The 12,805-nt window shown below is 65.7% G+C and carries 10 protein-coding genes; 1 reads left to right on the forward strand and 9 read right to left on the reverse strand.

Features of this window, described 5'->3' with window-relative positions; genetic code table 11:
* The first annotated feature begins 441 nt into the window (after window positions 1–441).
* Complete coding sequence (locus AC07OQ_RS10335) at window positions 442–3,405, forward strand: right-handed parallel beta-helix repeat-containing protein (RefSeq protein WP_495053035.1); 2,964 nt, start codon at window positions 442–444, stop codon at window positions 3,403–3,405.
* 61 nt (window positions 3,406–3,466) lie between these two features.
* Here AC07OQ_RS10335 and AC07OQ_RS10340 read toward each other — a convergent pair whose 3' ends face one another.
* From AC07OQ_RS10340 to AC07OQ_RS10380, 9 genes are all read right to left on the reverse strand, one after another.
* On the reverse strand, window positions 3,467–4,786 hold the full coding sequence (locus tag AC07OQ_RS10340) for a hypothetical protein (protein WP_495053036.1): 1,320 nt from the start codon (window positions 4,784–4,786) through the stop codon (window positions 3,467–3,469).
* Between the two features lie 71 nt (window positions 4,787–4,857).
* Window positions 4,858–5,628: a WecB/TagA/CpsF family glycosyltransferase gene (locus tag AC07OQ_RS10345; protein ID WP_495053037.1), complete on the reverse strand. Its 771-nt coding sequence runs from the start codon at window positions 5,626–5,628 to the stop codon at window positions 4,858–4,860.
* Window positions 5,625–6,800, reverse strand: a complete 1,176-nt coding sequence (locus AC07OQ_RS10350) for a glycosyltransferase family 4 protein (RefSeq protein ID WP_495053038.1) — start codon at window positions 6,798–6,800, stop codon at window positions 5,625–5,627. The genes AC07OQ_RS10345 and AC07OQ_RS10350 overlap by 4 nt, the downstream gene beginning before the upstream one ends.
* A 7-nt stretch (window positions 6,801–6,807) precedes the next feature.
* Window positions 6,808–8,103 carry a polysaccharide pyruvyl transferase family protein gene (locus AC07OQ_RS10355; RefSeq protein ID WP_495053039.1) on the reverse strand — a complete coding sequence of 432 codons (1,296 nt, stop codon included), beginning with the start codon at window positions 8,101–8,103 and terminating at the stop codon, window positions 6,808–6,810.
* A 15-nt stretch (window positions 8,104–8,118) separates the two neighbouring features.
* The gene (locus AC07OQ_RS10360; protein ID WP_495053040.1) at window positions 8,119–9,318 is read right to left on the reverse strand and encodes a glycosyltransferase family 4 protein; all 1,200 of its coding nucleotides are present in this window, start codon (window positions 9,316–9,318) and stop codon (window positions 8,119–8,121) included.
* The gene (locus AC07OQ_RS10365) at window positions 9,302–10,159 is read right to left on the reverse strand and encodes a glycosyltransferase family 2 protein (RefSeq protein ID WP_495053041.1); all 858 of its coding nucleotides are present in this window, start codon (window positions 10,157–10,159) and stop codon (window positions 9,302–9,304) included. The genes AC07OQ_RS10360 and AC07OQ_RS10365 overlap by 17 nt, the downstream gene beginning before the upstream one ends.
* Window positions 10,156–11,430, reverse strand: a complete 1,275-nt coding sequence (locus AC07OQ_RS10370) for an O-antigen ligase family protein (RefSeq protein ID WP_495053042.1) — start codon at window positions 11,428–11,430, stop codon at window positions 10,156–10,158. The genes AC07OQ_RS10365 and AC07OQ_RS10370 overlap by 4 nt, the downstream gene beginning before the upstream one ends.
* 10 nt (window positions 11,431–11,440) lie before the next feature.
* Window positions 11,441–12,676 carry an MATE family efflux transporter gene (locus AC07OQ_RS10375; protein WP_495053043.1) on the reverse strand — a complete coding sequence of 412 codons (1,236 nt, stop codon included), beginning with the start codon at window positions 12,674–12,676 and terminating at the stop codon, window positions 11,441–11,443.
* On the reverse strand, window positions 12,673–12,801 hold the full coding sequence (locus tag AC07OQ_RS10380; RefSeq protein WP_495053044.1) for a hypothetical protein: 129 nt from the start codon (window positions 12,799–12,801) through the stop codon (window positions 12,673–12,675). The genes AC07OQ_RS10375 and AC07OQ_RS10380 overlap by 4 nt, the downstream gene beginning before the upstream one ends.
* Window positions 12,802–12,805 lie beyond the last annotated feature (4 nt).

The following is a 12,805-nucleotide window of genomic DNA, read 5'->3' on the forward strand; positions in this document are numbered from 1 at the left end:
AGCGGGTGACTTCCGCTCGCGCCTGCCCTATCGTGGACGCCATATCCTTGGCGGTCGGCGGCGGGGCCAGGCAGTTCCTCCCGGCCGCCAGGGATGCGTCAGCATCACGCGCCAGACATGCTCATGCCCCGGCCCGCGCAGGGCCGGGGTCGATGGCTGATGCGTGATGACACCGGTATCTTGTGCCGCGAGGCCGGCCGAGGTCGGCGGCGAAGCTCGCACTTGCGGGAATATCCGGGCGCATGGACCAGACCACCGCCACTCGAAATGCATGCCGCGACTCCTGCATGGAACAGCGGTGAATTTGCACGGCCGTTGCAAAGCCTTACCCCGCGGACCTCAAGTCTGCAAGATCTGACACTGAACGTTCGCCGGGGCTTGCCGAAAATTCCGATACCGCGTCGCCATGTTGGACCGACCGGTCAACACAGCAGTACCGCCATGAAACGCTCGTCCTCCCATCGCCCGCTTGTTGCCTGGCTCGCTCTTGCAGTCTTGGGTGTCATCAACACCGCCTGCGGAGGGGGGGGCGGCAGCGACACGGAGAAGATCGTCGTCCGACAGACGACTCCGCCAGCTGCGGCAAGCGCGACAAGCGCTTCGGCGAGCATGGGCAAGTCAACCAGCGCCGGCGGGTCGGCCGGCAATGCCGACGCAGGCGCCCCAGGCAGCAGCGCGGCGGGCACTTCGGGCACAACGGGGATCGCGACGACAGGAACAGGAGCCGGGGATGGGGCCGGCGCCGCTCGGGCCAAGGCCGCGGCCACCAGTACCATGTCGGACACGACTCAGGCGGCGAGCACGGCCGAAGTCCTGATTTACGTCGAGACCGGCGGTAACGATGCCGCATCGGGCGGCACCTCGACCACCCCCGTCAAGACGCTGGCCCGTGCACAGCAGATTGCGCGCACCCATATCGCGGCGATGCTCGGCGGCAGTCAGCCGCGCCAGCCGGTGCGTGTGCTGATCGGCCCCGGTGACTATCACTTGAGCAGCCCCCTCACCTTCACCACGGCAGACTCGGGCACCGAGGCGGCCCCGGTCAGCTATGAAGCGAGGCTCGCTGGCACCGTGCTGATCTCCGGCGGCATGTCGCTGGGCAGCAAGACCGCCCCCACGACAGCGTCGGCCATCAGCTTCACCGCACCGGCAGATGCGGCAGCGATGTCCGGCGGCAACCAGCTCTATGTCAATGGCCGCCGGGCCGTGCTGGCTCGGCAGCCCAATACCGGGGAGGCCTGGTTTGTCCAGAAGGCCATCCCCCTGTCCACGGATGCGGCCGGAAGCGAGGGCGCCGAGGCCTTCGCACCCAGCGCGGCGAATCTCGGCTGGATCTCGGCGCTGAGCGCCAGCGACAAGAGGCGCGCGCTTGTCGACGTCATGCAGGCATGGGCCGATGGCCGCCATCGCCTTTCCGAACTCACGACACCGGCCGGCTCCGTTCGAGTCGCCCCCAAGGCCAAGTGGCCGTTCCTGGGCTTTGGCGTCTCCCAGCGCTATCACGTCGAGAACGTCGCGGCCGCTCTGGACGCCCCCGGCGAGTGGATCTACGAAAGCAGTGCCGCGCGCTATGTGCGCCGCGACGACGAGGCCGGAAAAAGCGTCACGGCCATCCTGCCGATGCTGGACCGCCTGATCGTGGTCCAAGGCGAGTCCGCGACGAAACCCGTGCAAAGCCTGCAGTTCGCGGGGCTCCAGTTCGCCCACACCCGCTACCTGACACCCGATGCGGGCTTCACCGACGGCCAAGGCGCGGTCGGCATCGGCGCCGCAATCGAAGTCAACCGTGCCCGGCATTTCTTCTTCATCAACTGCAAGGTCGCCCATACCGGCGGCTGGGGTCTGTGGCTGCGCGAAGGCGTGCGCGGCGCACGCGTCACCAACTCGGTGTTCACGGACCTCGGTGCCGGGGGCATCAAGGTGGGGCTGACCAGCCAGTCCGCCTCGGACCTGAGCGCCACCGGCGGATCCCTGGTCAGCAGCAACACGATCTCGGAGACCGGCAAGCTCTTCCCGGGCGCGAAGGCGCTCTGGCTCGGGCAGACCTGGGACAACCAGGTCCTGCGCAACACCATCTACAACACGAGCTATACCGCCATCTCGGTGGGCTGGAGTTGGGGCTATGCCGACGCGACCTCGGGCCGCAACACCATCCGCGGCAACCTGATCTACAACATCGGCCAGCGCCAGCTGGCCGATCTGAGCGGCATCTACACCCTCGGCCGCTCTCCCGGCACGGTCATCTCCAACAACATCATCCGTTCGGTGCGGGGCTACACCGGCTATGGCGCGGGCGCCTGGGGCATCTACAACGACGAGGGGTCTTCGAGCATCGTCACGGAGAACAACGTCATCCTCGGCACCGACTCCGGCGCCTACCATCTGAACTACGGACGCGACAACACGGTGCGCGGCAATGTGATGGCCGGCGGCACGGCGGCCGAGGTACGCGTGACCCAGTTCGAGTCGGGCACGAACCTGGCGGTGCAGGGCAATCTGCTGCTGCCGAAGACATTGCAGCCTTTCGACCGCTATGCCGAGGCCCCCAGCGTGGGCTACCTGAACAACGAGGTTTCCCCTTCGCTGAGCGGCCCCGGCTTGTCGCTCGAAAAATGCGGCACGGGCTGCACCGTCGGTGGCTCTGCCCTGCAGGCCAGCACGGCCCCCACCGACATCCAGTCGACCAACACGACCTGGTCCAAGGTCATCGCCAATGCGGTTGCAAGCTGGACCGGCTACCAGGCGGGCGCCGAGCAAGCGGCCCGCATCAGCGCGGCCAACTTGCCGCCGGTCACCGACGAACCCATCGCCATCGTCGCCCCCTTTGTCGCCGACATCGCCGGCACCTCGGCCGGCGGCCGCCCGAGCAACCTGACCTACATCCCGCGCACCGACACCACCTCGATCCACGTGCAGGCCCAAGCCGATGCGCCGGCCGGCAAGTGCATGGTCTTCAACGACAACGGCAACTTCGCCAACCGCTGGGAACCATTTGCCTATGCCAAGCTGACCCACCTGAACGGCGTGAGCGTGGTGGAGTTCGAGCTCAAGATCGACGCCGCGACCGTCATTCGCAATGAATGGCGCGACGATGCCCCGACCTACCTCACCGGCCCGACGATGACCATCACCTCGAGCGGCGTCAATGTGGGCGACAACATCGTCGCACCGATCACGGTCGGGGCCTGGACCAAGTTCCGCATCACCGCCGCGCTGGGCTCCGCAAGCGGCACCTGGAAGCTGGAGGTCACGGCGCCCAGCGGGCAGAAGACCATTGCCGACAATCTGCTCAACAAGGACGGCAACTGGCGGCGACTGAACTGGCTCGGTTTCATCTCCGACTCCAATGTGGTCTCGAAGCCCTGCCTGGCCAGCCTCAAGGCCGCGAGCCAGCTGCCGCAGTGAACACGCGCGGGGCGAGACCCGGCATCGGGCCGAGGCCCCGGATGCCGGGGCCCTGCGTCGATCAGCGCTCGATCAGCGCGGCAATCGCGCTGGCCAGAGCCGCGGCTCCGCGCGCAGTGTTGTCGGGCGCCTTGAAGTACCAATCGGCCGGCTCGCCGCGTGGCGGCGTGCCCACGTTGTCGTACAGACCCAGTGTGGGGTGATCGGCGGCATAGAGAAAGCACCGCTCGTAGCCTGCGTCGAAGGATGCATCAAGGGCTTGCCGGAAGATCCTGGCAAGGCCCTTGGCGGTCATCTTGCGAGGGAACCAGGCGGCCGTGCTGACCTGACCGGTGACATTGAACTCGGTGTTCCACATCGGACCCTTCCATCCTCCGGCCAACGCAGCGGCACGCACCGCACGCCCCTTGTTGAGCAGGTCGGTGAAGCTGGTCTTGTCCGGATAGGCGGCGTCGGCGGCCGGATCGTTGACGCCCGCGGCGTCCATCGCGGCCGTGGCACCGCCCGCCCCCCGGTCTCTGAAGCTGCCGTAGTTGTGATGCGCCAGCACGTCCACCCAGTCACGCCCGGAGGTACCGCCGCCATCATTGCCGTTGATGGCCAGCCCCTGGGCGGAGGCGCGCAGAAAGGCCGTGATCTCTCCGAACTCCCCCCCCTGAAACGGCGGTGACAGCACCCGGGTCGCAAGGCCTCGCGCACGTACCAGCTGCTTGGCAATGCGACACATCACGGCGAGTTGCTCCGTGTGCCCGGCGCCGACGATCTTGTTCAGGCGCACCAGCCGTCCGGGTTCATTCGCGATCTCCAGGGCGGCAATGCGCGCGCCGGCACGGTCGAGCAGGGCGGCCATGAACGCTGCATAGCGGGCCTGATAGCCAGCCCAGTCGGTGGTCGCGTACTCGCCGGTAGGCAGCGGGTACTCGATGTATCGGTGGCCGGCCTCGTCGTAGTAGGCGCCCTGGGCGCCGATGCACATCAGGAGCTTCAGCCCCTTGGCCTCGCAGGCCTTCAGCAGCAGGTCCAGCTTGGAGAAATCGTAGCTGCCATCGCTGCGCAGCATGCCCTGCCACCAGGTTCCGCCCTCCATGCGCCCATAGGGCTGTGGCGAGCTCTCGGCGGTGATGCCGACCCGCGCGAATCTGCCGCCGATGTAGCGGCCGAACAGGTTGGGGTCAAAGGAGCGCAGCCAGCCCACCGAATCGCCCAGTTCGTCCTGCCAGCGGCTCGGGTTGGCGCTGCTGAACTTGCCGCTGCGGTCAACCGCAGGGTCATAGGGCCAGCGGATGTAGTGGATGCCGAAGTTGTCGCGCGACAGCTTGCCGACCACCTGCGGTGTCGCTGCGGTTTGGGCCTGCGCCCTGAGAGCCATGAACAGATTCACGTGCAAAGCCTCGCTACCAATCAGATCGAACCCGCCGCCATGGGCGCCGCCGCCGTCCTCGATCGCGCCCCCTAACCCGGGCGGCTGCCACCCATGGTGAGCTGTTTGGCCGCCCCGACGATGAACAAGGTATTGGTGACCATGTAACGCCGCCAGAGCCGGCGCGGCTCCGCGCAGAGCCGATACAGCCACTCCAGGCCCAGGTTCTGCATCCAGAGCGGCGCGCGCCGGATGGTGCCGGCGTGGTAGTCGAAGGCCGCGCCCACGCCGATCATCACCGCGTTGATGCGCCCCCGATGCGCCGCCATCCACCGCTCCTGCTTGGGGCAACCGAGACTGACCCAGACCGTCGCGGCGCCCGACGCGTTGATGCGTTCAACCGTCTGCGCATCCTCCTCGGGCGAGAGTTCGCGGAACGGCGGAGACTCGGCCCCGGCGATCCTCAGCGACGGAAACGCCTGGTTGAGCCGCAACCTCAGCCGCTCCAAGGTTTCGGGGCTGCCGCCATACAGATAGATGCCCTCATCGCGCGTCGCGGCTTCGGCGCAGTACTTCCACATCAGGTCCGGGCCATTGATGCGCTGCTGCGAGGGGAAGCCCAGCTTGCGCAGCATCCAGGCCACCGGCGCGCCATCCGGCGTCGCCATGTCGGCGGCGTCGACAACATGCCCGAAGTCTCGATCACGAGACGCCGTCACCACCGAATGGGCATTGCAGATACACACGTATCGGCTTTCGCTGCGACGTCCCCAGTCGGCAATGCGCGCCAGCGCGGTCGCCCAGTCCACCACGTCGATGCGTGCATCCAGCACCTTCACCGCCTCACGAACCTTGGTGCTCATGGAGTTAGAACCTCTTCTCTCGCTGCCTCGGCGATCACTTCCCGATAGATCGCCATCAGCTGTTCATAGTTGGTCGACGCGCTGAATTCCGCCTCGTAGATTTGGCGCGCCCGCAGGCCCATGGCCTGCATCTCGGCGGGATGCTCGACGGCCCAGCGCATCCTCGCGGCCAGGTCATCGGCATCGCCAGGGTTGAACAGCAGCCCCGTCTCGCCGTCACGCACCAGTTCGCCCAATGCGCCAATGCGGCTGGCGATCACGGGCAGACCACAGGCCATCGCCTCGACAAGTGTGCGCGGAAAGTTCTCATACCAGATGCTGGGCAGCACCAGCGCCATGCTGCGACTCATCTCGCCGCGGACCCCATCCCCATCCAGCGCGCCCAGTGCGACGGCGGTGGGCACGTCGTGCAGCACATGCGCCTCGGGGCCGGTGCCCGCCACCCGCAGCGGGAACGCGCCGACACGCGCGGCCTGCGCCAGCGTGTCGATACCCTTCTCCACCGACAGGCGCCCCACGAACAGGAAGCCGGAGCGGGCCGCACCCGGCGGCGCCGCGAAGTCGACAAAGTTGGGCTTGATGACGATCCGCTCCGCCGGCAGTCCGCCTTCGATGAACTTCTGCCGGCAGAACTCGTTCAGTGCGATATAGCGCGATACCTTGTGCTGCCAGGTTCCGAGGGCACGGTGCAGGGTCACGACCGAAGCCATCACGGTACTCTGCGCTCGCGACTCGCGATAGCAGCCGCGCAAGGCGCCGCGCCAGGGCACCCGCCCCAGGCAATCCTCGCAAACACGGCCGTTGCGCAGGAACATGGCCTGCGGGCACATCAGGCGGAAATTGTGCAGCGTCTGCACCACGGGCACCCGGCGGCGCCGCGCCTCCCAGTAGATCGACGGCGAGATCTGGGCGAAGACGTTGTGCACATGAATCACGTCAGGACGGAACTCGCTGACGATCGCAGCGAATTCGCGCGCGGTGTCGCGCGACCAGAACGCATTGGCCGCCGCCGCCAACTTCGAGCCGGCGGCGATGCCGGCATTGTCCTTCTCGAACAGGCGAACCTCGTGGCCATGCTGCCGCAGCAAGTCCACCTCGGACTCGCAGACGGCGTCCTCGCCACCGCGCATTTGATAGCGGTTGTGGCACACCAGGATGCGCAGCGGGCTCATCGGCGGCTCAGGCGGGCAAGGTTGCATCCAATGCCTTCATCAAATGCTTCTTGAAGGCACCGACGCGCTCGACAATGCTCTGCGAGATCGCGCGCCGCTCGGCGAGCGAGGCCGTAATCGCCGCCTCGATCACGGGCGCGTCCATCGCCGCGATGTCGAAGACCCGATCCTCCAGCCCCAGTTCCGCCATGATGCCCTCGGTCTTGAAGCCCTGGTAGCGGATGGCGACCACCGGCGTCGCGGCGCAGGCGGCCAGGATGCAGGAATGCAAGCGCGTCCCCAGCAGCACCTGGCAACGTCCATAGCAGTAGCTCAGTTCCTCGGGCGCCAGGTCTTCGGCCACCAGCAGATGCGGAACGCCCTGCTGAGCCAGGCGAGCAGCCAGATTCTTCAGCAGATCGAGATCGCTCTCGCCGTGGTGCTGAACCGTGACCTGGGGAAACAGCGCGATACCCAGCCCATGCTTGCGGTGCACCGCCACAGCCACTTCGGTCAGCGCATCCAGATAGGCCGCCCGCTTGGCCTTGGGGTCGGCGGATTCCGGAAAGTACCAATTCACCACCGTGACGCCCAGCCAGGCCCCCTGCTCAAGCTCCCGCAAAGTGCCATCGGCGCCAACGGGACGCACGGGATCGATCAGGAAGGCGAAGTCCGGGGCCAGCTCGGTCAGGTGCTTCAGGCCCAGGTCGGCCATCAGCGCCTCGGTCTTGCGTTCGCGCACGATCAGGCGCTTGCAGTAACCCAGCGCACGCGCAGTGCGCGTGCGGCCCCACGAATCCACCAGCGGCCCGACGCTTTGGCCCAGCAAGACGATCGAACGGCCCATGCCATGGGCCACGTAGATGGGATGCAGGATGCGCCACAGGTAGAGCTTGGCGCGCAGACCATGTTGATCGTTGTAGATGTACTGCCCCCCCTTCAGCACGACCACATCGCTCTGCTGCATCGAGGCAAGGGCCGCCGCCTGCCGGGGAAACCAGCGCCCGACCGCCGGAACGCCCCTGACCAGCAGTTCGGCCAGCGCGCTGCCCACCAGATTGCCCAGGGCCGCGATATTGCGAAAGCCGCTATGCCCCTTGGCGTCCACATAGGGCGACGGCACGGACATCTGCTCCACCGGCACGCCGAGTCGCCGCACGAAGCGATGATGGAACTCGAACTCCGGATCCTGCTCGGAATACACCGACTGGAGCTTGATCCGGCAATCGGGTCGCGCGGCGCGAATCCCCTGGACCATGCCGACAACAATTGCCAGATCACCCTTATTGGAATCCGAGTATCCGTGCAATATCAGAACGTTCAATTCTTACTCCAGCATTCAGATGGACAGGATCTTGCGCACCGCAGCCTGATACTTTTCCAGGGTGCAGGTCGCGGCAAACCGCAGGCAGTGTTCGTAGGTGGCATCTCGCTGTGCGGCATCGCGGGAGATCAAACCTTCCAAGGCGCGCAAGAATGACAAGGGATCGTGAGCGCCAAATGTCTCGCCCATTCGGCGGTCGCGGACACGGAAACCGACCAGACCATGCGCCGTCGCCAGCACCGGCACGCCCGACGCGGCAGCCCTGGCCAGGGTGCCGCTGGTTGCAGTGAAGTCCTCGCTGTAGGGCAGGAGGAAGGCGTCGGCCGCCGCAAAATAGTGCGGCAGATCTGCCTCGGGCACAAAGCCGTTGACATGCAGTACGCGGCCGGGAAAGCGCTTCTTCAGGCCCTCGAACGCATCCGCAAATGAAGCAGCAATCGTGCCCACGATCACCAGCTTGGCCGAGGTGCGCTCGGCGACCACAGGAAACACCTCAAGCAGAAAATCGATCCCCTTGCGGCGGTCCTGCTTGCCCAGAGACAGCAGCGCAAAGTCCTGGTCGCCCAGGCCCAGGGCCGTGCGCCCGGCCTCGCGCCAGCGCGCATCGAAGGGCCCGAACCAGGGGTCGGGCAGGACCCCGCCCAGGTAACCGGCCTCGCGCGCCGCCAGTCGCTCGTCGAAGCACACCAGCCGAGCACGCGACGCGAACAAGGCCCAGCGCGTAAGCAGCCGCAGCACCCCGCCGCGCATGCGCAGGCCGGGGGACAGCGAGAACAGGTATTCCACCCGGTACTTTAGGCAGCTGATGCGCGCCCGCGGCGCAAGGCGCCGCAAGGACAGCGCCTTCATGGCGAAGGCCAGCAGATAGTCATCCAAGGCCATGAAGACCAGGTCGTAGCCCTGCCGCAAACGCGGCTCCGCGTGCAGACGCAGCAGCGTTTCGAATACCTGGGCGAACTCGGCCCGCGTGAGGTTCTTCATCCAGGCGCCGCCCAGATCGCTGTCGATCGTCAGGATGCGGGGGCTGAAGCCAGCGGCCGTGATGAGCTCGTCAAAATGGGGCGACTGGTAGTCCCGCCGTGTCACGATGAGCACATCGGCCCGCCCCTGCAAGGCAGACAAGGTGTTCGCGAGAATCTGCAGCCGACTCCCCCGACATATCGGCTCGACCAGGACAACGGTACGCTGCCGCGCGGCCTCAGTTGCAGTTTCCATGATGCATGCTGCGCAGGCTGTTCAAGACCGAAGGCGGCACCACCTTTGAATACCCACCGATCGCCAGTTTCAAAACCACGCGGATGGTCCGAGCGAATATCTTGACCAGCATTGCCGGAAATATATTCATCCAAGCCGGCCCATATGCCGCGCGCAGCGCTTTATTCTCATCACCCAGCTCTTTCGGGTGCACGAGAACCTTCTGTCCGCCATGGCATCGCATCCCGGCAAAATATTCATCGACGTGAATCACAACACGCTTCCCCCGGCCCCAACGCAGCCACCATTCGAGATCCATCGTCAAGTGAAGATCTTCCCGCAGATATCCTAGCTGCTCATGCAGGCCGCGCCGCCAAAACATCGCAGGTTGCGGTATGTAATTGTGATCGGCGACCATCAGCCAGGGATGGAAGCCTATTTCCCTCTTGGGCCGCAGGGCATTGCCGCTCGTGTCGATCAGCACGGCATTGCCGTAGACGGCATCGATCCGGGGGTTCCGGGCAAATATCTCCACAACACGGCTCAATGCCCCGGGCAGCAAAACATCGTCCGAGCACAGCCAGCCGATGATCTTTCCGCTGGCCCGCCTCAGGCCCTTGTTGATCGCCTCGGACTGCCCCGCGTCCCGCTCGGAGGCCCAGTAGGAAATCGCATCGCCATAGCGCTGCAGAATGGCCGGGCTGCCATCCGTCGACGCGCCGTCGATCACGATGTATTCCACCTTGACGCCGGTCTGCGCCAAGACGGAGCGCAGCGTCGTTTCCAGAAACTGAGCCTGGTTATAAGAGCAGGTGATGATCGAAATATCTGCTTGCTCTTCTTGCGCCTGAGAAACTGTCACGCCACCCTCTTTGATTCGCGTTGTTCTTTGCACCGAATAGCAAGCCCGACCAGTATTCCAATATTCATCCACAGGATGAAGGCCTTGCCCGGCTGCAGCATGATCGGATTGAATGCCACGACGGGTATCGCGCTGATGCTGCTGACCGCCAGCCAATGGAAATGCGCCGTCATGCCGGGCGACAAGGCCTGCGGCGGACGATTGCGAAAATGCGTCATCGTGAATCGCAGGATGCGCCAGAGCGCCAGCAAGAACAGCACCATACCCAGCAGCCCGCCCTGCCCCAGAATATCCAGCAGATCGCTATGCGAGGGCAGCACCTGGGTGGAGGATCCCACCTGGAACAGGCCGAAGGTCTCGGCACCGGCGCCCGAGAAGGACTTGCCCCAGATCGGTGACTGCACGAAGTCTGCCCAGGTCCGCTCATAGGTGAACAGGCGGTACTTCGGATTGCCGTCCGGCAGGGCATTGGGCTGCATCAGCTTGATGCCGGCATACGCGCCCAGCACCAGCAGCATGCACAGCAGGATCGAGTAGAGATGCAGCAGGCGCTTCACGCTGTCCTTGCGCGCCAGCCGCGGCCAGATGAACACCCACCAGACATAGGCCAGCGCAATCGCGGCCACCATGAACGAGGTGTTCTTGATGACCAGCAGCATCAACAGCAGCAGCAGCAGCAGCGCCCCCAGGCGTCCGACCGGCGTCTTGGCCTGCGCATAGAAATACACGGCCAGCGGCACCGTCAGAGCCTCCATCTCGTGGAACTTGCTCCAGACCCGCAGATAGCCGGCCTGCCAGGCCGCGCCCAGCACCAGGCTGCCGAACAGGAGCCCCAGATAGACGTTCAACAGGCGCTCGGGATTGCGGTGGTCGGCGATGAATCGGGCGGCGCCCAGCGTCATGAGCATATAGGTGCCCATGATCAGGAAGGTTTCGACGATCTTGCTGTGGAAGCGGGCATAGAGGGCCCCGCCGATGATCCAGAGCGCCAGCAGCAGCAGCGGCCAGCAGACCGCCAGCACCGAGGTCTCTTCAACACGGCGCCGCCAGATGCGCGTGCCGAACCAGCTCAGTATCCAGAAGCCCAGCGCGAACAAGAGATGGAAATGCTTGAACACGGTCCGCTTGTCGATATGGATCACAAACGGATCCATGCAGAACATCACGGCCAGGAACAGCACGAAGATCATGCCCAGATCGGTCATGACGAAACCGCTCCCCTCACGCGGTGCCGACGGCATCGGGGGCCTATAGCTCAGGGTGGACGACATGGAGGGCTCCTCAGGGATGGGCGCGCAGGCGAGGCCAAAGTTTCAGGAACTGCAGCGCCGCGGGGATCATGTAACCAAGGACATTGCCGGCGATCGCACCCCGCAAACCGAAGCGGTGGGTCAGATAGACACCGGCCGTGCAGGTGAAGACGGCCCCGGCCGCATTGCTGAAGAAAATATTCTCCGTTGACCGCAGGGCCAGGGCCAAGGCATTCAGGACCACGCTGAACAGACTCGCCCAGACCCCCAGCGCCACCCAGCGCAGCACGTCGACGGCGCCGGCAAACTTGTTGCCGTACAGCAGATGCACCGCCGGCTCGGCCAGCCAGAGCAGCAGCAGCCAGGCCAGCAGTCCGGCACCGGCCAACTGCCACAGCACCCGCCGCGCATAGCGGCACAGCGCCGCTTCGCCCTCCGCGGCCAGGATGCGGCCCGCCTGCGCCGGCAGGTAGTTGGCCAGCGTCAGGCGCAGCACATTCACCGCATTCAGGATCGACATGCCCGCATTGAACGCGGCCGTCTGGGAGGCGCCAAGTCCGGCGACGATGAAGGGGTAGACCTGGCTGCTGGCCCAGAAAACCACTTGGCTGGCGACGATCCAGCGGGAATGCGCATAGTGCTCGGCCAGCACCTCGCGCGCGCTGCGCCTCGGTGCCTCGCCCGCGGGCCCGAAGTGCAGCAGCAGCCGTCCCAGCAGCACGCCGACGAGCTGGGCGGCGGCGAGCATGCCCATCCACCACGCCGGATGGCTCAGGCCCTTCCAGGCCAGCACCGCCAGCCCCAGCACCTGGACCACCCCCATGCACAGGCTGACCCCACTGGCGGGCCGGATCACCAGACGCGTATAGGCATGGCGACGCTGCATCTCCTGCAGGAAATAAAAAGTCAGGTAGAGCGCCGTCGCTCCCAGCAAATAGGGTTCCGCGAAGCCGAACGGCGACACCGCCAGCACCAGGACCGCCCCCAGCGGCACCACCAGGGCATGGGCGCGCCAGAGCGCGGCCGCCCGTGCCGGCAGTTCCGCCGGTTGCTGCGCCCCGAGCACGTTCATCGGCTGGGTGATCAAGGTGCGATGGAAGGAGGCGGCAAACAGCACCGCCAGATAGGCCAGCGAGAACTGCGCGAACGCATCCACCGCCAGGTAGCGCGCGGCCAGCACCATCGTGGCGAAATTGGTCGCCGACTGGCAGCTCTGATCGGCAAGAGCCCATAGCTTGGTCGAACGAGCAGGACGCGCAACTGTCATTGCAGGGCCTCAATCAGGCCGGAGCCCCCAAGCGAAATCAAGACCGGCACGGCCTTTGCGCCGGGCACCGCCGGCCCGCAGAGCATCGAGGGGCGCGCCATCACCCCACGGCCGATCACCAACATCACG

It is taken from the genome of Roseateles sp. GW821-FHT09B06, from assembly GCF_059418245.1.